The following is a 19,411-nucleotide window of genomic DNA, read 5'->3' on the forward strand; positions in this document are numbered from 1 at the left end:
TCTCAAACCGCAAGCACTTTTGAGCGACATGCAACAGGAGGAGCTTGCCCTGATGACGACGATTTTGGAGATGCGCGACATCACCAAGACGTTCCCCGGCGTGAAGGCGCTGTCGAACGTCAACCTCAGCGTCGAAGAAGGCGAGATCCACGCCGTGGTTGGCGAGAACGGCGCCGGCAAGTCGACGCTGATGAAGGTTCTGTCGGGCGTCTATCCCGCCGGCACATATGACGGCCAGATCATTTTTCAGGGTCAGGAATGCCAGTTCAAAGGTATCCATGACAGCGAACACAAGGGCATCGTCATCATCCACCAGGAGCTAGCGCTGGTGCCGATGCTGTCGATCACCGAAAATATCTTCCTCGGCAACGAAAACGCCCGATACGGCGTCATCGACTGGGATGCCAACGAGGCGCGCACCGCTGCCCTGTTGAAGAAGGTGGGCCTCAAGGAGGACCCCAAGACACTGATCACCAATATCGGCGTCGGCAAGCAGCAGCTGGTCGAGATCGCCAAGGCGCTGAGCAAGGACGTCAAGCTTTTGATCCTCGATGAGCCGACCGCGTCGCTCAGCGAGAAAGACAGCCAGGCGCTGCTCGATCTTCTGCTCGAATTCAAGCGACAAGGCATGACCTCGATCCTGATCTCGCACAAGCTCAACGAGATCAACCGGGTCGCCGACAAGGTAACCGTCATCCGTGACGGGCGCACCATCGAGACACTGGCCAAGAAGGATATCTCCGAAGACCGCATCATCACCTCGATGGTCGGCCGTTCGCTCGACGACCGCTATCCGCCGCGCGAGCCCAAGATCGGCGAAGTCGTGTTCGAGGTGAAAAACTGGTCGGTCTATCACCCGCTCCATGCCGAGCGGCAGGTGATCAAGGGCATCGACATCAATGTGCGCAAGGGCGAGGTGGTCGGCATCGCCGGGCTGATGGGCGCCGGCCGCACCGAATTCGCCATGAGCCTGTTCGGCCGCTCCTATGGCCGCCGCATCACCGGCGAAGTGCTGCTCAAGGGCAAGCCGGTCGATGTCTCCTCGGTAAGCAAGGCGGTCCAACACGGCATCGCCTATGTCACCGAGGACCGCAAGACCTACGGCCTGAACCTCATCGACCATATCAAGCATAACATTACGCTGGCCAATCTCGACGGCGTGTCGCGCCACAGCGTGATCGACGACATGCGCGAACTTGCGGTCGCCAACGACTATCGCAAGAAGACCAATATCCGTGCGTCCAGCGTCTATCAGATGACCGGCAATCTTTCCGGCGGCAACCAGCAGAAGGTGGTGCTGTCGAAATGGTTGTTTGCCGACCCTGACGTGCTGATCCTCGACGAGCCGACACGCGGCATCGATGTCGGCGCCAAGTATGAAATCTACACGATCATCGCGCGCCTTGCCTCGGAGGGTAAGGCGATCGTGGTCATCTCGTCGGAAATGCCGGAATTGCTAGGGATTACCGACCGCATCTACGTCATGAACGAAGGGCGCATGGTGGGCGAAATGCCGGCGGCGGAAGCAAGCCAGGAAAAGATAATGCGCGCCATCGTCCGGGGAGAAGGAAAAGCAGCATGAGCACCGAAAGCGCCCCCGCCCCGCAGGGCAACGTCGCCGACGAACAGCGCCCGCGCATCGCCGTCTCGGCGCTGGCGACGAATTTGCGCGAATACGGGCTGATCATAGCGCTGATCGTCATCATGCTGTTCTTCCAGTTCACCACGTCGGGAACGTTGTTCAAGCCGGTCAATCTCAGCAATCTGGTGCAGCAGAACTCCTTCATCATCGTGATGGCGCTGGGCATGCTGCTGGTGATCGTATCGGGCTATATCGACCTCAGCGTCGGATCGGTCGCCGGTTTCATCGGTGCGCTGGCGGCAAACATGATGGTTATCTGGCAGCTCGGACCGCTGAGCAATCCGCTGGTGGTTTCGATCGTCTGCCTGGTCGCGGGTGGCCTGATCGGCGCCGCGCAAGGGTATTGGATCGCCTATCACCGGATACCGAGCTTCATCGTCACGCTGGCCGGCATGCTGATCTTCCGCGGCATTTGCCAGGCGTTGCTTGGCGGCGGCTCGTCGGTGGGTCCGCTTCCCGACGACTTCAAGATGCTCAGCTCCGGCTTCATCCCGGATGTGATCGGCCCACTGACGCTCGTCCCGCCGGTCGTGAACGCAGCCGGCAAGACCATCATGGGCAGCGGCGTGACCCTGCACATGACGACGGTCGTGCTGGGGCTGATCGCCGTGCTCGCCTATGCCTATTTCGGGGTCCGCACCCGGCGCAAACGAGAACGCCATGGTTATGAGGCCGAGCCCTTCACCCTGTTCGTGGTCAAGACGCTGGTCGCCAGCGCGCTGGCGCTGTTCCTGGTCTATGAGTTTGCCAGCTACCGCGGCCTGCCCGTGGTGCTGCTGGTCATGGGCGTGCTGATCACGCTGTTCGTCTTCGTCACCAAGCGCATGACCATCGGGAGGCGCATCTACGCCATGGGCGGCAATCCCAAGGCGGCGCAGCTGTCGGGCATCAACACCGAGCGGCTGACGCTGATGGTGTTCATCAATATGGGCGTGCTGTCGGCGCTTGGCGGCCTGATCATCGCGGCTCGTCTCGGCCAGGCGGTGCCGGCGGCGGGTCTCGGCTCGGAGCTCGACGTCATCGCCGCAGTGTTCATCGGCGGCGCCTCGGCGATGGGCGGCGTCGGCCAGGTCATCGGGGCGGTCGTCGGCGGCTTCATCATGGGCGTGATGAACAACGGCATGTCGATCATGGGCGTCAATGTCGACTGGCAGCAGGTGGTCAAAGGCCTGGTGCTGCTCGGCGCCGTGATCTTCGACGTCTACAACAAGAACAAGGCCTGACAAGCTTCAGGCGAGGCAAGCAGGAGGCATACGATCGCGGCGCAGCCGGCAAGTTGTCGGCATAAGAAGTCCCCCGAGGGATCAAGTTCGCGAGCGCAATCCGGACGAAGAGTTCAACCCGTGGCGCGGCTAGGTCCGAGCCGCGCAGGTCAAGGTTTGCCAAGAGGCATCCAAGGCCAAGCACATGAGAGAGGATTTAATCATGCTGATCTCCCAGATCCTCGACGACGCCGAGACCATCCGCGTCGTCGCCCGCAATGGCGGCGGCAAGACCAGGATCATCAATGGCGCCCGCAGCGTCTATTCGCTGGCCATGGAAGCCGCGCGCACCGGCACGGGCCTCGCCGCGCTGATCGAGCGCAAGGGGTTCGGTGAAGCGATAGACCTCGACGCCGTCTACAAGAAGGGCCGGCTGGTGTCCCCGATCAACCATCCCGATCCCGCGCATCTGCATCTGACCGGCACCGGCCTGACCCATCTCGGCTCGGCGGCGACGCGCGATTCCATGCACAAGAAGCTCAGCGATGGCGGCGAGGAGCAGCTTACCGATTCCATGAAGATGTTCCGCATGGGGCTCGAAGGCGGCAAGCCGGCCAAGGGCCAGACCGGCGTGCAGCCGGAATGGTTCTACAAGGGCAACGGCACCATGGCGGTGGCGCCGGGCGCCGCACTGATGTCGCCGGCCTTCGCGCAGGACGCCGGCGAGGAGCCGGAAATCGCCGGCATCTATGTCATCGGCGACGACGGCGCGCCGTTCCGCGTCGGCTTCACGCTGTCGAACGAGTTTTCCGATCATGTTACCGAGCGGGTGAACTATCTGTTCCTGGCACATTCCAAACTGCGCAACGCCTCGTTCGGGCCGGAAATCCTGATCGGCGACCTGCCGGCCGACGTCAGGGGCTCATCGCGAATCTATCGCGACAGCAACTTGCTGTGGGAAAAGCCGTTCCTGTCGGGCGAAGCGAACATGTCGCACACAATCGCCAATCTCGAACATCATCACTTCAAATATTCGGCCTTCCGCCAGCCGGGCGACGTGCATGTGCACATGTTCGGCACGGCGACGCTGTCCTTTGCCGACGGCATCAAGACTCAGGCCGGCGACGTGTTCGAGATCGAGGCCGCGGATTTCGGCCTGCCGCTGCGCAACCCGCTGGAGATTGAGCAGCCGGTTAAGGTGGCGGTGAAGGCGCTTTGAGGCAGCATCACAATTTGGGAGCCGGAAATGAACGGAATGCGGCTTGTCATTGTGTTCACGGGCGTGGCCCTGTTCCTGACCCAACCGTCGGTGGCCTTTAGCGCCGGCCAGTGCAGCCCGAAGTCCTATCGTGAAGCCCGTTTGGCGATGACGAGCCGTCTTCTGGCAACCGGCTATTCGAAAGCCCAGGTGAGCTTTCTGATGCGCAACACGGATCACATGACATCAGCGCTTCGCAGCGACAGGCTGAACAACAATGGCAAGGTCTGCGGCATCGACTCCGCCAAGGCCCATGTTCTCGGTTGCCTCGACAAGCAGTTGTTCCCGTTGAAGCGCGGCTCAAACGCTTCGCTCGACGAGGTCAAACTGACCGAAGGCTTTTGGGGCAGGAAACGTTTGGCCGCACGCGAACTGCTGTTTATCGGCCATTTTCATGCCTGCCTTGGCGCCGCGAAAGAGTATCTCTTTCGCGGCTGACGCCGGCGGACGGGACTCAATAAATATCGAAATCGAAATACTTGGCCTGGATCTTCTTGTAAGTGCCGTCGGCGACGATGGCGTCTATCGCCGCATTCAGCTTGTCGCGCAGCGCCGTGTCCTCCAGGCGGACAGCGATGCCGGCTTGCGTCTCGGTGCCCTTGACGTCGCCGACAAGCTTGCAGCAGCCTTCGCTCGCCTTCTTCAGCCAGTCCATCAGCACGAATTTGTCGGAGATGACGGCGTCGAGACGGCCGTTCTGCAGGTCGGTGATCGCCTCTTCCTGGGTGGGGTAGAGTTTCGCCTCGGCGCCGGCCTTGCCATAGGCGTCCTGCGCATAGTCGGCCTGGGTGGTCGAGGCCTGCGCGCCCACCGTCTTGCCGGCAAGGGCTGCCGGTTCGGTGGAAGTGAGGTCGCTGTCCTTCGGCGCCACCAGCGCCAGCGGCGTCGTGTAGTATTTGTTGGTGAAGGCGACCTGTTTCTTGCGCTCCTCGGTGATGCTCATCGAGGCGATGATGGCGTCGAACTTTTTCGCCTGCAGCGCCGGGATGATGCCGTCCCAGTCCTGGGTGACGATCTCGCACTCGACCTTCATCTGCGCACACAGCGCATTGGCAATGTCGATGTCGAAGCCCTCGATCTTGCCGTCCGCGGTAATGGTGTTGAAGGGCGGATAGGCGCCCTCGGTGCCGATCTTCAATTTCTCCTGCGCCTCAGCCAGCGAGCCGGCCGATATCACCAGCATGGCAGCGCCCGCTGCCGATATGATCCATCTTGAAATCTGCATTTTGGTTCCCCTTGCGCGCCGTTCTCTTGCCGGCCACCGAAAGGCAGCCAAGCATGGTGAGGCAGCGCAGGCAAGTATTTTGCCTGACGGTGATCGAAGGTTCAGCCGGCGGGGCGGAAATGCTTGGAGAGCTTGAGGCCTTGCGCCTGGTAATTCGAGCCGAGATCGGTGCCGTAAAGCGCCTGCGGCCGCTTCAGCATGTGTTCGTAGACCAGCCGGCCGACGATCTGGCCGTGGTCGAGGATGAACGGCACTTCGTGGCTGCGCACTTCGAGCACCGCCCGGCTGCCGGTGCCGCCTGAGGCCGAATGGCCGAAGCCCGGATCGAAGAAGCCGGCATAGTGAACACGGAATTCGCCAACCAGCGGATCGAAGGGCGTCATCTCGGCGGCGTAGAGCGGCGGCACGTGCACGGCTTCGCGGCTGACCAGGATGTAGAACTCGTCCGGGTCGAGCACCAGTTCGCCGGCGCCGCTCTTATAGAGCGGCTCCCAGAAATCGACGGCATCCTGGGCGGCGCGCTTGTCGACATCGACCAAGCCGGTGTGATGCTTGCCGCGATAGCCGACCAGGCCGTTCTGGTCGCCGTCGAGATCGATCGACAGCGCAATGCCGCCGCCGGAAATGTTGGGCGGCTCGGTCGCCACCAGCATCTCGGCGCGGTGCAATTCGTTCAGTTCTGCCTCCGACAACAGCGCGTTGCCGGTGCGAAAGCGGATCTGCGACAGCCTCGATCCGGCGCGTACGACGATCGGGAAGGTGCGCGGACTGACTTCGAGATAAAGCGGCCCGTGATAGCCGGGGGCGATCTTGTCGAACTCATGGCCGCGATCGGTCATCACCCGGGTGAAGATGTCGAGCCGGCCGGTCGAGCTCTTCGGGTTGGCCGAGGCCGACACGTTTGCGGGCAGCGCCAGGCTTTCGAGCAGCGGCACGATGTAGACGCAGCCGGTTTCCAGCACCGCGCCCTCGGCGAGACTGAACTCATGCAATTTCAGCCGGTGAAGCTTGTCGGCCACCAGATGATCGGGACCCGGCAGGAAGGAGGCGCGCACGCGAAAAGCCTTGTCGCCGAGCCTGAGATCGAGGCTCGCCGGCTGCACCTGGTCGACATCGAGCGCGCGCGGCGACTTGAGCGCGCCGGACTGAAACAGCGCGGAAATGTCCTGATCGGGAAGAATGCCTGTCTGCCGCAAAAGGCTGGCTCCGCTCCAAGGTCGGTCTCTTTGTGGCAGGTTCTTGCCGCAAAACCGCTGGATATTATTGCGGAACCTGCCTGGTACAAACCTCTTAATGAAGCCGGCAATTGACGCAAGCGCAGGTGAGGTCTAAAGGGTCGTTATCCCGTGGTGATTTGGCCGGTCGGCTTGCAGCCACGTTAAACAAGTCGCTAAAGGACCGTCGGGCCGCAAGGCCATATGGACCGGTTGCGACTTTCGCGGCCGGTTTTTTTGTGTCTGGAACAAAAGCGATGAGCACCAAGAAGCGTAACTGGAAACCTCAGACCGCACTCGTGCACGGGGGAACGCTGCGTTCCCAGTTCGGCGAGACGTCCGAAGCGATGTACCTCACCCAAGGCTATGTCTACGAGACGGCGCAGGCTGCCGAGGCCCGTTTCAAGGGCGAGGAGCCGGGCTTCATCTATTCGCGCTATGCCAACCCTACCGTCGACATGTTCGAAAAGCGCATGTGCGCGCTGGAGGGTGCCGAAGATGCGCGCGCCACGGCGTCCGGCATGGCGGCGGTGACGGCAGCGCTCCTGTGCAGCGCCAAGGCCGGCGACCATATCGTTGCGGCGCGCGCGCTGTTCGGCTCCTGCCGCTGGGTGGTGGAGACGCTGGCGCCGAAATACGGCATCGAGGCAACGCTGGTCGACGGCACCGACATCGCCAACTGGGAAAAGGCGGTGCGGCCGAACACGAAACTGTTCTTCCTGGAAAGCCCGACCAATCCGACGCTGGAAGTGGTCGACATCGCAGCGGTGGCGGCGCTCGCCACCTCGATCGGCGCCAGGCTGATCGTCGACAATGTCTTTGCCACGCCCTTGCAGCAGAAGCCCTTGCAGCTCGGCGCCCATATCGTTGTCTACTCCGCGACCAAGCACATTGACGGCCAGGGACGCTGTCTCGGCGGCATCATCCTGTCGGACAAGAAATGGATCGACGAGAATTTGCACGACTATTTCCGCCACACCGGCCCGAGCCTGTCGCCGTTCAACGCCTGGACGCTGCTCAAGGGCCTGGAGACGCTGCCGGTTCGGGTGCGCCAGCAGACGGAAAGCGCGGCCAAGATCGCGGATTTCCTGGCAGGACGGCCGGAAATCGCCCGCGTCATCTATCCCGGCCGCGCCGACCACCCGCAGGCCGACATCGTCAAGAAGCAGATGACGGGCGGATCGACGCTGATCTGCCTCGACGTTAAGGGCGGCAAGCAGGCGGCCTTCGCCTTGCAGAACGCGCTCGACATCGTGCTGATCTCCAACAATCTCGGCGACGCCAAGAGCCTGATCACCCATCCGGCGACCACCACGCACAAGAACCTCAGCGACGAAGCTCGCGCCGAGCTTGGCATCGGGCCGGGAACGCTCAGGCTGTCGGTCGGTCTTGAGGATACGGACGATCTGCTGGAGGACGTTGCGCAGGCGCTGAAGGCCGCCGGATAGGCCGCGAGGCGTCACGCTCCCGACGAAACCTCTTCCAGTTCGGCCGTCTTGGTGCCGATGGTCATGATGTTGCCGCGCCAGTCGACGGCGCCGCTCAGCCAGCCGCGCGCCCAGATGGCGGGAAGCATCATGTCGCGCACCATCATCGCCGGGACCATGCGCAGCGACAGGTGCCAGCCCTTGGCCGCGGCCAGCGCGCATTCGGGAATGTAGGCCGCCGTCAGCACGGCCAACACCGTGGCCGGCAGGCTGATGCCGGCACTTGCGGCCGCCACCAGCGCCAACGCCAACGGCACGGCGACGCCGGTCAGGATCTCGGGTGCGAAAAACAGCGGGAAAGTGACGCGGCGCAACCGCGCCCAGCGCGCCTGGCGCGACCAGATGTCGGCAAGTCGGCGCTGCCCCAGTGGTTGCTCGAAAGGCGAGGCAACGAGATTGACGCGCAGGCCCAGTCCGTTGACCAGCTTGGTTGCAGCAGCATCCTCGGCGATCTCGGCGGCCAGCGCGCGGATACCGCCACTGGTATCGAGCATCGGCTTGTTCCACAGCATGCTCTTGCCTTGGGCAAAGCCGAGACCGAGCGCCTCGCCGGCATATTGCCAGCGCGCCTGCAGCGTGTTGAGGAACGCGCATTCGACCTCGGCCCAAAAGCCATGCGGCCGAGAGCCGATCGGCGTCGAGCAGATAAGCCCGGTATTGGTCCGCCAGGCCGCCATCAGGTGCTGGACGTAATCCCTTGGCATCAGCACGTTGGAATCCGCCAGAATAACCCAATGATAGCGCGCCGCTTCCCAGCCCTTGACGCAGTTGTTGAGCTTCGGGTTGCTGCTGACGCGGTCGTCGCCGATCAGCAGCCGGGCCGGCACGTTGGGAAACAGGACGATCGCCCTGTTTATCAGTTTGACGACGGGATCGTCGGCGTCAGCGACGCAGAAGATCAGTTCGTAGCGCGGCCAGTCGAGCGAGAAGGCTCGCTGCAGCGTCTCTTGTGTGAACGGCTCCACGCCGCGCGACGGCACGACGATCGACACCGGCGGCTGCTCGTTGGACGGCGGAGGGATGAGACGGCGCGCTTTCAGCTTCGACGATGCAAGCAGGATGCTGGCGAGATTGGAAAGAAGCAAAGCGGAGGAAGCGAAGGCGGCTGTGAGAGCTGGTTCCATCGAGATCTGGTCACTCCGGAAAGGCCGCTCGCGGCTGCTTTGTCAGTCGACAGATGGGCCTTGAGTCGCCGGCAAGGTTTGCGCACACCAACATTGTCATGTGTCACTTAAATGACATTGTTTGTCGGCACCTGCGCTTTGAGGCTGGCAGGACATGCCGCTCTGCGCGTATCAAACCGCATGGCGCGACAAATGTTCCCTGCCGCGCAACCGGAGCAGCCCATGTACCGCGCCGTCACGCGCAACATCGAAGTGCAGGTCAGACCGTTCTACCTGGAGGACCGCTCGGACCCGGCGGAGAACCGCTATGTCTGGGGCTACCAGGTGACGATCGACAACCAGTCGGACGATTTCGTGCAGCTTATGGCGCGTTACTGGCACATCACCGACGGCAGCGGCCGGGTCGAGGAAGTGCGTGGCGCCGGCGTGGTCGGCGACCAGCCTGAGCTCAATCCCGGCGACAGCTATCAATACACGTCAGGCTGCCCGCTCTCGACGCCGTCCGGCTTCATGGTCGGCCACTACACCATGCGCAACAAAAAGGGCGAGACGTTCGACGTCGCTATTCCCGCGTTTTCGCTGGATCTGCCGGGGACGCGGCGGACGGTGAATTAGGGGTTTTCTCCCCATCTCTATACGGGGAGAAATGCCCGGCAGGGCAATGAGGCGCCGCGGACTCATGAGGTTATCTTCCACGCACATGACGTAGGCTATGCGCGGCCATTCACCAAAGTTCGCGCTGCCCCTCATCCGCCCTTCGGGCACCTTCTCCCCGTGAACGGGGAGAAGGAAGAGATGCTACTGAGCTGCAAACTCCGCCGGGTCGAAGTCGTACTGCTTCGAGCAGAACTCGCAGGCGACGTGGATGCCGCCATCTTCGGTGCTGTCCTTGATCTCCTGCGCGGAAAACCCCTCGAGGATGCCGCGTATCTTGTCCCTTGAGCAGGAACATTGGTCGGCGACCGGCACGCCGCCGAAGACGCGCACGCCATGTTCGTGGAACAGCCTGTAGAGCAGCCGCTCGGCGCCGATGGTCGGGTCGATCAGCTCGGTCGGCTCGATGGTGCCGAGCAGCGCCACCAGCTCGCGCCACGAATTGTCGGCCGGCTCCTGCGTCACGTCACGCGGATCGCCGTCGCCGCCCGAAATGTCGGGCACGCGCATGCGCTCGGGCGACTGCGGCAGGAACTGCGCCAGGATACCGCCGGCGCGCCACTGCTCGCGCGCACCGCCGGGGCCGGGCGTCAGCAGCTTGGCCACCGACAGCCTGAGGTCGGTCGGGATCTGCTCCGACTGGCGGAAATAGGTGCGCGCGGCGTCTTCCAGCGTCTCGCCGTCGAGCTGGACGATGCCCTGATAGCGCTGCGTGTGCGCGCCCTGGTCGATGGTCAGCGCCAAAACGCCGCTGCCCAGCAGCGTCTGCTGCGAGGTCTGGCCTGCGGCCACCAGGGCCTCCAGCCGGTCGGCGTCGAAACGCGCATAGGCGCGCAATGACGAAGGCGTGGAGAAATCCGCGACCAGCATGTCGACCGGCCCGTCGGTGCGGGTCTGCAGGATGAACTTGCCTTCGAATTTGAGCGAGGTGCCGAGCAGCACCGTCAGCACACAGGCTTCCGCGAGCAGGCGGGCGACCGGCTCGGGATAGTCGTGACGGTTGAGGATGGCGTCGAGCATCGGCCCGAGTTGCACGGTGCGGCCGCGCACGTCGAGCGGGCCGACCTCGAAGGGTACGACATGATCGTCGCCGGCATAGCCGAACTCGCCGAGTTTGGGGTGATGTTCAGTCACTTGATGCGTTTCCAACATGACAAAGCTCCAGGGCGCGGCCATGCGGCCCGGAGGGGTGCATGCGTCCAAACGCGCTTGATTTGCGTGATGCGGCGCAAATAGGCATCACGCCGCCCCGGATCAAGCGCTTGGAGATCAAGCGCCTGGAGATCAAGCGCCCAGACACCAGGCCAAAACCGCCTTCTGGGCGTGAAGCCGGTTCTCGGCTTCGTCGAAGACCACCGAATGCGGACCGTCGATGACCTCGTCGGTCACTTCCTCGCCGCGGTGCGCCGGCAGGCAGTGCATGAACAGGGCGTCGGGCTTGGCCCTGGCCATCAGCGCCGCATTGACCTGATAGGGCGAGAAGACATTATGGCCGCGGGCGCGGTGTTCCTGGCCCATCGACACCCAGCAGTCGGTGACGATGCAGTCGGCCTGGTCGACGGCCTCTTCGGGCGAGCGGGTGAAGTGCAGCTTGCCGCCATTGGTCTTCGACCAGTCGATGTGCTTCTGCGCCGGCTCGCTGCCTTCCGGCACTGCGACGTTCAGGTTGAAGCGGAACCGCGCCGAGGCCTCGAGCAGCGAATGCAGCACGTTGTTGCCGTCGCCGGTCCAGGCGATGGTCTTGCCGGCAACCGGACCGCGATGCTCCTCGAAGGTCATGATGTCGGCCATCAGCTGACAGGGATGGGTGTCGTCGGTCAGCCCGTTGATGACCGGAATCGTGGCATTCTCGGTCAGCTCGAGCAGCCGCTCATGCGACGTGGTGCGGATCATGATGGCGTCGACATAGCGCGACAGCACCTTGGCGGTGTCGGCAATGGTCTCGGAGCGGCCGAGCTGCATTTCGGTGCCGGTCAGCATGATGGTCTCGCCGCCGAGCTGTCGCATGCCAACGTCGAAGGACACGCGCGTGCGCGTCGACGGCTTGTCGAAGATCATGGCCAGCACCTTGCCTTCGAGCGGTTTGGTCCGTTCGCCGGCCTTGAGGCGCGCCTTGCGCACCACCGCATCGTCCAGCATCAGGCGCAGATCGCCTTCGGAAACGGCGGAAAGATCGGTGAAATGGCGAAGGCTCATCGGGAATGGTTCTCGGGATTACTTCGCGGCGGCCGCGGCGATGGCGTCGGTCAGGCCCTTGGCGCCGGCGCGGATGCGATCGAGCGCTTCGCCAATCTCGGCGTCGGTGACGGTCAGCGGCGGCAGCAGACGAATGACGTTGTCGCCGGCCGGCACCGCCAGCAGATGCTGGTCGCGCAGCGCCATGTTGACCTTGGTGTTGGGCATGGCGCATTTCAGGCCAAGCATCAGGCCGCTGCCCCTGATGCCTTCGATGACATCGGGAAATTCGTCGGCGACCGCCGCCAGGCCCTGCTTCATCAGCAATGCCTTGCGCTGGACGTCTTCGAGGAAGCCGTCTTCCAGCACGACGTCGAGCACAGCGTTGCCGACCGCCATGGCCAGCGGATTGCCGCCGAAAGTGGTGCCATGCACGCCTGCCGTCATGCCGACGACAGCGTCGTCGGTGGCGAGGCACGCGCCCATCGGAAAGCCGCCGCCAATGCCCTTGGCAATCGCCATGATGTCGGGCGTCACGCCGGTCCATTCATGCGCGAACAGCTTTCCGGTGCGACCGATACCGCACTGGACCTCATCGAAGATCAGCAGCAGGCCATGCTGGTCGCAGAGCTGCCGCAGCCGCTTCAAGGATTGCGTCGGCACCGGGCGGATGCCGCCCTCGCCCTGTACCGGTTCGATCAGGATCGCGGCGGTCTCTGGTGTGATCGCCTTCTCGGCGGCGTCGATGTCGTCGAAGCCGACCTGGTCGAAGCCTTCGACCTTGGGGCCGAAGCCTTCGAGATATTTGTACTGGCCGCCGGCGGCGATGGTCGCCAGCGTGCGGCCGTGGAAGGCGCCTTCGAAGGTAATGACCCGGAAGCGCTCGGGATGGCCCTTGACGAACTGGTAGCGCCGCGCCGTCTTGATCGCGCATTCGAGCGCCTCGGCGCCGGAATTGGTGAAGAACACCTTGTCGGCGAAGGTGGCGTCAGCCAGCCGCTCGCCGAGCCGGGCCTGCCCCGGGATCTCGTAGAGATTGGAGACGTGCCAGAGCTTGGCCGCCTGTTCGGTCAGCGCCGAGACCAGATGCGGATGGCTGTGGCCCAACGAATTGACCGCGATGCCGCCAGCGAAATCGAGATATCGCTCGCCCTTGTCGGTAACCAGCCAGGTGCCTTCGCCATGGTCGAAGGCCAAAGGGGCGCGGGCAAAGGTCTCGTAAAGCGCCGAACCGCTCATTATATGCGTCTCCGGTACCGGAAAAATCAAAAAAGCCGCCAAAGCGGCGGCCTTTGCGGCTTATCGTGTTTTTCGGCCATGAAGTCAACGAAAACGTCGTGCAGAGGCGCGCGGCAAGCTCCCGACGAGACGCTGGCTCATAAGCGACCGGGCAAGTTGGGGAAAACCTAAAAAACCGATTCGTGTTGCACCTGGGACTCTTGTCACCGAGTCAACACATGAGGTAATTGTAGTCGGGAAATAACTAGATTTCGTGCGGCGGACCTAATCACCTAATATATGTGGTGTCTGCCCCGGCAAAGATTGCCGGGTCGGGAACGGATTCCGGCTGCCGCACACTTAGCAGGAGCGCGGTCTCATGAACTGGACTGACGAGCGGGTCGAACTTCTCAGGAAACTGTGGTCGGAGGGCTTGAGCGCAAGCCAGATCGCCGCCCAACTCGGCGGGGTCAGCCGCAACGCGGTCATCGGCAAGGTGCACCGGCTGAAGCTGTCGGGCCGCGGACGCTCGACCGCGACGCCGGCGCGTCAGAAGAAGACAACGCAGGGATCTTCGATCCAGAAATCGGTGCCGCGCGCCGCAACCGCGCAGCGCCATGTCACGACTTCGATCGGGGCGAACGCGCTGCAGGCGCAGTTCGACGCCGAGCCAGTGGCGCGCCACTACATCCGCCCGGTCGAAAACGTCGTCGTGCCGATCTCGCGGCATCTGCAGCTCACCGATCTCACCGAGCGCACCTGCAAATGGCCGAATGGCGATCCGCTGTCGGAAGACTTCAACTTCTGCGGCAACGAGGCGGCTGAAACCGGACCTTACTGCAAGTACCACGCAAGGGTGGCGTTCCAGCCGGCTTCAGAGCGGCGCAGGAGCCGGTAGTTAGGAATAGGGATTGGGGACTGGGCAGTAGGGAATGGGGTAGCGCTCGTGAGGCGCTACCTTATTCTGCCTACTGCCTACTGCCTACTGCCTACTGCCTACTGCCTACTGCCTACTGCCTACTACTGCCTACTGCCTACCATCACAGCCACCCACTCTTCCGAAATCGCCAATACAAAAACGAGCAGATCAGCGCGATCGAGACCAATACGACGGGATAGCCGTATTGCATCTTCAGTTCCGGCATGTCGTCGAAATTCATGCCGTAAATGCCGGCGAGCGCCGTCGGCACCGCCAGGATCGCCGCCCATGAGGCCAGCTTCTTGGTGTTCGCGGTTTCCTGGCTCTGGCCGACCAGCAGGCTGGCTTCGAAAGCGAACGCCAGAACCTCGCGCAGGCTGTCGATCTTTTCCTGCACGGTGCGGATATGGTCGGTGACATCGCGAAACAGCGGATGCATTGCGGTATGGATCTGCGGCAGTTCGGCGCTGGTCAGCCGGCGGCAGACCTCGACCAGCGGCAGCGCCGCATTGCGCAGGCGCAACAGATCGCGGCGCAGCATATAGAGCCGCTCGATGTCGGGACCGGTCATCGGCTTCAGCAGCACCCTGTCCTCGATCGCCTCGACCTCGTCCTCGATCTGCTCTAGCACCGGCATGTAGTTGTCGACGATGAAGTCGAGGATGGCGTAGAGGACGAAATCCTCGCCCTTGGCCAGTGAGTGCGGACAGCTTTCCCAGTGCTGGCGCACGGCGGCGTATGAGGTCGAGGGACCATGCCTGACGCTGACGATATAGCCTGAGCCGACGAACAGATGCGTCTCGCCGAAGGTGACGCGTCCGTCGATCAGCTGTGCAGTGCGGGCAACGATGAACAGCGCATCGCCATATTGCTCGATCTTCGGCCGCTGGTGCGGATGTTCGGCGTCTTCAATCGCCAGCTCATGCAAATGGAATTGCGCCTTGACGCGCAGCAGAAGCTCGCGGTCGGGTTCGAGCAGCCCGATCCAGACGACATGGCCCGACTTCTTGGCCCATTCGCCGGCTTCTTCGATCGGAATGTCGGCGATGCGCTTGCCGGCGGTGTAGACGCTCGACGCAATGATGCCGGACGATGCCGGCGCCGGCTTGAACTCTCGGACATATTCCATCGCAGCCTCCTGAGCGCCTGGCCTTGGCCAGGAACCGAGACGCTAACATCCAGGTAGTTTAGCGCAATATGATTAAGCGTTCGAGGGGAGCGCGATCACTTCACTGGCAGCGCCGGAAGGGCAACCTTGTCGGTCTTGTCGCCCTTTGGACGCTCGGCCGGCAACTGCTCGCCGGTGACGATGTAGTAGATCGTCTCGGCAATGTTGGTGGCGTGGTCGCCGATGCGCTCGATGTTCTTGGCGCAAAACAGCAGATGCGTGCACGGCGTGATGTTGCGCGGATCTTCCATCATGTAGGTCAAAAGCTCGCGAAACAGCGAGGTGTACATGGCGTCGATCTGGTCGTCGCGGTCGCGAACGAAGCCTATTTTCTCGACCGAGCGCGAGGCATAGACGTCGAGCACTTCCTTGAGCTGGGTCAAAGCGAGTTCGGCAAGCGCCTCGAGGCCGCGAAACAGGCTGGTCGGCTGGCGGCCGTCAATGACGCTGACCACACGCTTGGCGACGTTCTTGGCGAGGTCGCCGACCCGTTCGAGGTCGGCCGAAATGCGGATGGCGCCGACGATCTCACGCAGATCCGTCGCCATGGGCTGGCGCTTGGCGATGATGACGATGGCTTTGTCGTCGATTTCGCGCTGGCCATCGTCAAGCACGATGTCGTCACGAATGACCTTCTGGGCGAGGCCGGGATCGGCATTGACCAGCGCCTGGATCGCCTGCTCGACCATGCGCTCGGCATGGCCGCCCATCGCAGCGATGCGCTTCGCCAGGTATTTCAGCTCTTCGTCATAGGCGCTGACAATGTGTACGGACTGCATGGGCGAAATGCCTTCCTTAAATCTTTGGCCTTTTGAGTCGTTTCCTCGACCCCTGTGCTGATACGCTAGCCGGATGACAGAAAGAAGAAACAGGCAGTTAGCAGATAGTACCGCCTCAGCCTGCCGGCAAATGGACCGTGAACGCCGCGCCCTTGCCAACCTCCGACTTGATCGAAAGCCGGGCGTTGTGGCGCGTCAGAATATGCTTGACGATGGACAGGCCAAGACCGGTGCCTTTCTGCGTGCGGCTGCTCTCCACGTCGACGCGATAGAAGCGCTCGGTAATGCGCGGTATGTGCTCTTCCGGGATGCCCGGGCCGTAGTCCCTGATGGTTACATCGATGCCCGGTTCCGGGCCGGCCTCGCCCCGCGCGATCGACACCGTGACGCGTCCGCCAGGCTGGCCGTATTTGCAGGCGTTTTCCAAGAGATTCTCGAACACCTGGAACAGCTCGTCGCGGTCTCCGGGCACGTCGAGCGGCCCCTCGGCGTAGTCGCGTTCGATGACGACGCCGTTCTCGCTGGCGAGCGGGCCTAGTGAATCGATGACGCTGTCGATGGTCTGGCGCAGATCGACCTCGGTTCCCGGCCTCAGGTAAGGCTTCATTTCAAGCCGCGACAGCGACAGGAGATCGTCGATCAGGCGCGCCATGCGGCCGGTCTGGTTCTGCATGATCTGCAGGAACTGCTCGCGGGCCGCCGGATCGTTGCGGGCCGGGCCGCGCAACGTCTCGATGAAGCCCGAGATCGAAGCAAGCGGGGTGCGCAGCTCGTGGCTGGCATTGGCTATGAAGTCAGCGCGCATGCGATCGATGCGGCGCGTCTCGCTCTGGTCCTTGAACACCAGCACATAGAGATCTGTGGCGTGGCCGACCGAGGATGCGCTGACCCGGTAGGCGCGTTCCACCGGCAGCTTCTCGGTGTAGTCGACGGCATCGGAGGCGGCGGTTCCCGACAGTACGCCGTCCAGCAATGCCTGCATTTCCGGGGCGCGGAATTTCAGCGACAGCGACAGGCCGGGCGCGATGCCGCCAAAGGCGGCATAGGCGGCGGCATTGGCGTGGACGATGGTGGCGGTGCGGTCGAAGATGATCAGCGGATCGGCAACGGCAGCCGCAAGATATTCGCCGGAAAGCCGCTGCAGCCCGCTCGCCTCGACCGTGGTAATGGTCTCCGCAGACCGGCTGGCGCCACCGGTTGGCAGAAGCGCGGCGGCCAGCAGCACCGTCAACGCAGCCAGGACGACATAGGCGGAGATACCGGCAAACCCATAAACGGCCATGATGGCGATCGCACCGGCGGCAAGCAGCCATCGGCTGTTCCACAGCCGGCCGGCGACGGCCTGCCCCGTGGTTGTCCGCTCTGCGCCGGTGTCAGCCATTCGTGCTTTCCGTGCTTCTGCGCCGGTCCCGCCGAAACTTCCGCTGGACCGGGTTTGAGGCCCCCCATAGCATGAGTCCGCAAGCTGGAAAGGTTCGTCTCGATGAAAAAAGCCAAGGAAAGTCCCGCCGCAGAGCCGGCAAAGGGGCCGCTGAAGATCAAGGTGGACGGCAAGGAGCAGGAGTTCGACATCGAAAACCCCGAGCTTCCCAGCTGGATCGAGGACCACAAACTGACCGCAGGCGACTACCCCTACGACAAGAAAATGAAGAGCGAGGAGTATGACGAGACGCTGGAGCGGCTGCAGATCGAACTGGTCAAGGCGCAGGCCTGGCTGCAGGCGACCGGCAGCAGAGTGATGTCGCTGTTCGAGGGGCGCGATGCCGCCGGCAAGGGCGGCACCATATCGGTGCTGCGCCAGTATCTCAATCCTCGAACCGCGCGCAACGTGGCGCTGACCAAGCCGACCCCAACCGAAGTCGGGCAATGGTACTACCAGCGCTACGTCGCCCATTTCCCGACATCGGGCGAATTCGTCACCTTCGACCGGTCCTGGTACAACCGCGGCGGCGTCGAGCCGGTGATGGGCTTCTGCACACCGGAACAGCATGCAAAATTCCTCGACGAGACGCCGCATTTCGAGCGGATGATCTCAAATGAGGGCATCTATTTCTTCAAATTCTGGCTCAACATCGGCCGCGAGACCCAGCTCGAACGGTTTCACGACCGCCGCTGGTCGCCGCTGAAGAACTGGAAGTTCTCGCCGATCGATATTGCCGGCATCACCAAATGGGACGACTACACCAAGGCGCGCGACCAGATGGTCGAGCGCACGCACAAGCAGTTCGCGCCCTGGATCATCGTGCGGGCCAATGACAAGCGACGCTCGCGGCTGGCCGTCATGCGGCGCATCCTGTTGTCACTGCCCTATGATGGGCGCGATCTCGACGCCATCGGCAAGGAAGACAAAAAGATCGTCGGCGAAGGGCCGTCGTTTCTCGAGAAGTAGAGACTGGCCTCGATAGGCAGAGGCTGAAATTACAGAGCCCACCCCCACACGGAGGTGGGCTCTGTGGCCATTGTCTAAAGCGCATCGCATTTGAACGGATTCACGCGACGCGCTTTAGGTCTTTGTTTCATGCATGTCGTTCTCTCAAAACCGGGGCCACTTTGAGCGACATGCATTAAAGCGCGTCGGGTGAAGACAGTCTCACGACGCCTGCCGCATGCCGAGCATGTGGGGGGTGCCCCTGGCCAACACCGGGGCGTGATGGTTGCGGCGCGAACGCACGACATCCAGCGTATGCTCGTTGAAGGTCAGCAGTGTGGCGACGACCTGCTGGTTGCCATAGGTGCGCTGGTAACCGAGCGGCGTCGCCAGGAAGTGCAACTGCAGCGTCCGCAGCACCCACACCGGCTCGACCTCGATAATGACCTGATCGACATTGCGAGCAAGGCCCCATTCGACGAAGCCGGCGATCAGTTCGGTGCCGACCGTAGACACGCCGCGCTTACCATCGCGAAAGCCTGGCGCCACCGCGTAACGGGTTAGCTCCCAGACATTCGGTCCCGAAGGGCGCTTTCCCTCGCAGAGTTCCGGCATCACATCGCTAAGGAGATGCGGCCGTGTGGTCGGCAGCATCCGATGATAGCCTGCAAGCTCGCCATTGCGTATGACAAGGTGGTGTTCGGCCTCATCATGGTCGAATTGATCGATTTCGAGGCCGTCCGGGCGATCGAGATCGGTCCACCGCATCTCATCGACGAAGACCTTGTAACGCAGGCGATGGACGGCCTCCCATAGGTCGGGACGTTCCATCAGTTGTTGAGTGGTAAGGGAAAATAGCATTAGCCGTCTCCTGGGCTTAAGAGGAAGATACGGCCGGGCTTTCCCGAAAAAATTGCGCGAAGGTGTTGGCAAGGATTTCCAGGCTGCCACAGCCGACATGGCTAATATAGCTGCGCC

18 protein-coding genes and 1 riboswitch are annotated in these 19,411 nt (G+C 62.7%); of the genes, 8 read left to right on the forward strand and 10 right to left on the reverse strand.

What is annotated here, in order from left to right; genetic code table 11:
* Positions 1 to 49: 49 nt before the first annotated feature.
* The 4 genes from mmsA to X727_RS150800 all read left to right on the forward strand — a co-directional run bounded on the left by mmsA (position 50) and on the right by X727_RS150800 (position 4,540).
* Complete coding sequence (gene mmsA, locus X727_RS150815) at positions 50 to 1,582, forward strand: multiple monosaccharide ABC transporter ATP-binding protein (protein ID WP_027049369.1); 1,533 nt, start codon at positions 50 to 52, stop codon at positions 1,580 to 1,582.
* A complete protein-coding gene (gene mmsB / locus X727_RS150810) occupies positions 1,579 to 2,865 on the forward strand; it encodes a multiple monosaccharide ABC transporter permease (protein WP_023669637.1) in 1,287 nt (428 codons plus the stop codon). Before mmsA ends, mmsB begins: the two co-directional genes overlap by 4 nt.
* A 202-nt stretch (positions 2,866 to 3,067) precedes the next feature.
* On the forward strand, positions 3,068 to 4,063 hold the full coding sequence (gene araD1 / locus X727_RS150805; RefSeq protein ID WP_023692527.1) for an AraD1 family protein: 996 nt from the start codon (positions 3,068 to 3,070) through the stop codon (positions 4,061 to 4,063).
* A gap of 27 nt (positions 4,064 to 4,090) precedes the next feature.
* A complete protein-coding gene (locus tag X727_RS150800) occupies positions 4,091 to 4,540 on the forward strand; it encodes a hypothetical protein (RefSeq protein WP_155923575.1) in 450 nt (149 codons plus the stop codon).
* 16 nt (positions 4,541 to 4,556) lie between these two features.
* Here the strand turns inward: X727_RS150800 and X727_RS150795 are convergent, their stop codons facing one another.
* Positions 4,557 to 5,327: an ABC transporter substrate-binding protein gene (locus X727_RS150795; RefSeq protein WP_023669635.1), complete on the reverse strand. Its 771-nt coding sequence runs from the start codon at positions 5,325 to 5,327 to the stop codon at positions 4,557 to 4,559.
* 101 nt (positions 5,328 to 5,428) lie between these two features.
* On the reverse strand, positions 5,429 to 6,523 hold the full coding sequence (locus X727_RS150790) for a 2'-deoxycytidine 5'-triphosphate deaminase (RefSeq protein WP_023699517.1): 1,095 nt from the start codon (positions 6,521 to 6,523) through the stop codon (positions 5,429 to 5,431).
* A 140-nt stretch (positions 6,524 to 6,663) separates the two neighbouring features.
* Positions 6,664 to 6,741, forward strand: a riboswitch (SAM riboswitch).
* Between the two features lie 57 nt (positions 6,742 to 6,798).
* On the opposite strand from X727_RS150790, the gene X727_RS150785 reads away from it, so the two are divergent.
* Entirely contained in the window at positions 6,799 to 7,989 is a 1,191-nt protein-coding gene (locus X727_RS150785) for an O-succinylhomoserine sulfhydrylase (RefSeq protein WP_023669633.1), read from the forward strand.
* Between the two features lie 11 nt (positions 7,990 to 8,000).
* Here the strand turns inward: X727_RS150785 and X727_RS150780 are convergent, their stop codons facing one another.
* Positions 8,001 to 9,152 carry a ceramide glucosyltransferase gene (locus X727_RS150780; protein WP_023834304.1) on the reverse strand — a complete coding sequence of 384 codons (1,152 nt, stop codon included), beginning with the start codon at positions 9,150 to 9,152 and terminating at the stop codon, positions 8,001 to 8,003.
* Between the two features lie 222 nt (positions 9,153 to 9,374).
* Here X727_RS150780 and apaG point away from each other — a divergent pair, with 222 nt between their 5' ends.
* Positions 9,375 to 9,767: a Co2+/Mg2+ efflux protein ApaG gene (gene apaG, locus X727_RS150775; protein ID WP_023669631.1), complete on the forward strand. Its 393-nt coding sequence runs from the start codon at positions 9,375 to 9,377 to the stop codon at positions 9,765 to 9,767.
* Positions 9,768 to 9,950: 183 nt separating this feature from the next.
* On the opposite strand, the gene X727_RS150770 is transcribed toward apaG, so the two are convergent.
* The 3 genes from X727_RS150770 to X727_RS150760 all read right to left on the reverse strand — a co-directional run bounded on the left by X727_RS150770 (position 9,951) and on the right by X727_RS150760 (position 13,220).
* Positions 9,951 to 10,982: an Hsp33 family molecular chaperone gene (locus X727_RS150770; protein WP_031204268.1), complete on the reverse strand. Its 1,032-nt coding sequence runs from the start codon at positions 10,980 to 10,982 to the stop codon at positions 9,951 to 9,953.
* 108 nt (positions 10,983 to 11,090) lie between these two features.
* Positions 11,091 to 12,002 carry an ornithine carbamoyltransferase gene (argF, locus tag X727_RS150765; protein WP_023681949.1) on the reverse strand — a complete coding sequence of 304 codons (912 nt, stop codon included), beginning with the start codon at positions 12,000 to 12,002 and terminating at the stop codon, positions 11,091 to 11,093.
* Between the two features lie 18 nt (positions 12,003 to 12,020).
* Positions 12,021 to 13,220 carry an aspartate aminotransferase family protein gene (locus X727_RS150760; protein WP_023681950.1) on the reverse strand — a complete coding sequence of 400 codons (1,200 nt, stop codon included), beginning with the start codon at positions 13,218 to 13,220 and terminating at the stop codon, positions 12,021 to 12,023.
* A gap of 358 nt (positions 13,221 to 13,578) precedes the next feature.
* On the opposite strand from X727_RS150760, the gene X727_RS150755 reads away from it, so the two are divergent.
* Positions 13,579 to 14,097 (forward strand): GcrA family cell cycle regulator, encoded by a 519-nt coding sequence (locus X727_RS150755; RefSeq protein ID WP_023692533.1) that lies wholly within the window; start codon positions 13,579 to 13,581, stop codon positions 14,095 to 14,097.
* Between the two features lie 142 nt (positions 14,098 to 14,239).
* Here the strand turns inward: X727_RS150755 and X727_RS150750 are convergent, their stop codons facing one another.
* From X727_RS150750 to X727_RS150740, 3 genes are all read right to left on the reverse strand, one after another.
* Complete coding sequence (locus X727_RS150750; RefSeq protein ID WP_023692534.1) at positions 14,240 to 15,247, reverse strand: magnesium and cobalt transport protein CorA; 1,008 nt, start codon at positions 15,245 to 15,247, stop codon at positions 14,240 to 14,242.
* 95 nt (positions 15,248 to 15,342) lie between these two features.
* The gene (gene phoU / locus X727_RS150745; protein WP_023692535.1) at positions 15,343 to 16,065 is read right to left on the reverse strand and encodes a phosphate signaling complex protein PhoU; all 723 of its coding nucleotides are present in this window, start codon (positions 16,063 to 16,065) and stop codon (positions 15,343 to 15,345) included.
* A gap of 115 nt (positions 16,066 to 16,180) precedes the next feature.
* Positions 16,181 to 17,446 carry an ATP-binding protein gene (locus X727_RS150740; protein WP_023834306.1) on the reverse strand — a complete coding sequence of 422 codons (1,266 nt, stop codon included), beginning with the start codon at positions 17,444 to 17,446 and terminating at the stop codon, positions 16,181 to 16,183.
* Positions 17,447 to 17,548: 102 nt separating this feature from the next.
* Between X727_RS150740 and ppk2 the strand changes: the two genes are divergently transcribed.
* Positions 17,549 to 18,454: a polyphosphate kinase 2 gene (gene ppk2 / locus X727_RS150735; RefSeq protein WP_023834307.1), complete on the forward strand. Its 906-nt coding sequence runs from the start codon at positions 17,549 to 17,551 to the stop codon at positions 18,452 to 18,454.
* A gap of 201 nt (positions 18,455 to 18,655) precedes the next feature.
* Here the strand turns inward: ppk2 and X727_RS150730 are convergent, their stop codons facing one another.
* On the reverse strand, positions 18,656 to 19,294 hold the full coding sequence (locus X727_RS150730; RefSeq protein ID WP_023681954.1) for a GNAT family N-acetyltransferase: 639 nt from the start codon (positions 19,292 to 19,294) through the stop codon (positions 18,656 to 18,658).
* Positions 19,295 to 19,411 lie beyond the last annotated feature (117 nt).

It is taken from the genome of Mesorhizobium sp. L103C105A0 (assembly GCF_000502215.1).
GTDB lineage: Bacteria > Pseudomonadota > Alphaproteobacteria > Rhizobiales > Rhizobiaceae > Mesorhizobium.

Bases quoted from the DNA above. Each gene is read 5' to 3' on its own strand.
- argF (WP_023681949.1), bottom strand. From the start codon at position 12,002: ATGAGCCTTCGCCATTTCACCGATCTTTCCGCCGTTTCCGAAGGCGAT.
- X727_RS150750 (WP_023692534.1), bottom strand. From the start codon at position 15,247: ATGGAATATGTCCGAGAGTTCAAGCCGGCGCCGGCATCGTCCGGCATC.
- X727_RS150780 (WP_023834304.1), bottom strand. From the start codon at position 9,152: ATGGAACCAGCTCTCACAGCCGCCTTCGCTTCCTCCGCTTTGCTTCTT.
- X727_RS150800 (WP_155923575.1), top strand. From the start codon at position 4,091: ATGAACGGAATGCGGCTTGTCATTGTGTTCACGGGCGTGGCCCTGTTC.
- X727_RS150740 (WP_023834306.1), bottom strand. From the start codon at position 17,446: ATGGCTGACACCGGCGCAGAGCGGACAACCACGGGGCAGGCCGTCGCC.
- X727_RS150785 (WP_023669633.1), top strand. From the start codon at position 6,799: ATGAGCACCAAGAAGCGTAACTGGAAACCTCAGACCGCACTCGTGCAC.
- X727_RS150760 (WP_023681950.1), bottom strand. From the start codon at position 13,220: ATGAGCGGTTCGGCGCTTTACGAGACCTTTGCCCGCGCCCCTTTGGCC.
- apaG (WP_023669631.1), top strand. From the start codon at position 9,375: ATGTACCGCGCCGTCACGCGCAACATCGAAGTGCAGGTCAGACCGTTC.
- X727_RS150730 (WP_023681954.1), bottom strand. From the start codon at position 19,294: ATGCTATTTTCCCTTACCACTCAACAACTGATGGAACGTCCCGACCTA.
- X727_RS150770 (WP_031204268.1), bottom strand. From the start codon at position 10,982: ATGGCCGCGCCCTGGAGCTTTGTCATGTTGGAAACGCATCAAGTGACT.
- X727_RS150755 (WP_023692533.1), top strand. From the start codon at position 13,579: ATGAACTGGACTGACGAGCGGGTCGAACTTCTCAGGAAACTGTGGTCG.
- X727_RS150795 (WP_023669635.1), bottom strand. From the start codon at position 5,327: ATGCAGATTTCAAGATGGATCATATCGGCAGCGGGCGCTGCCATGCTG.
- ppk2 (WP_023834307.1), top strand. From the start codon at position 17,549: ATGAAAAAAGCCAAGGAAAGTCCCGCCGCAGAGCCGGCAAAGGGGCCG.
- araD1 (WP_023692527.1), top strand. From the start codon at position 3,068: ATGCTGATCTCCCAGATCCTCGACGACGCCGAGACCATCCGCGTCGTC.
- phoU (WP_023692535.1), bottom strand. From the start codon at position 16,065: ATGCAGTCCGTACACATTGTCAGCGCCTATGACGAAGAGCTGAAATAC.
- mmsB (WP_023669637.1), top strand. From the start codon at position 1,579: ATGAGCACCGAAAGCGCCCCCGCCCCGCAGGGCAACGTCGCCGACGAA.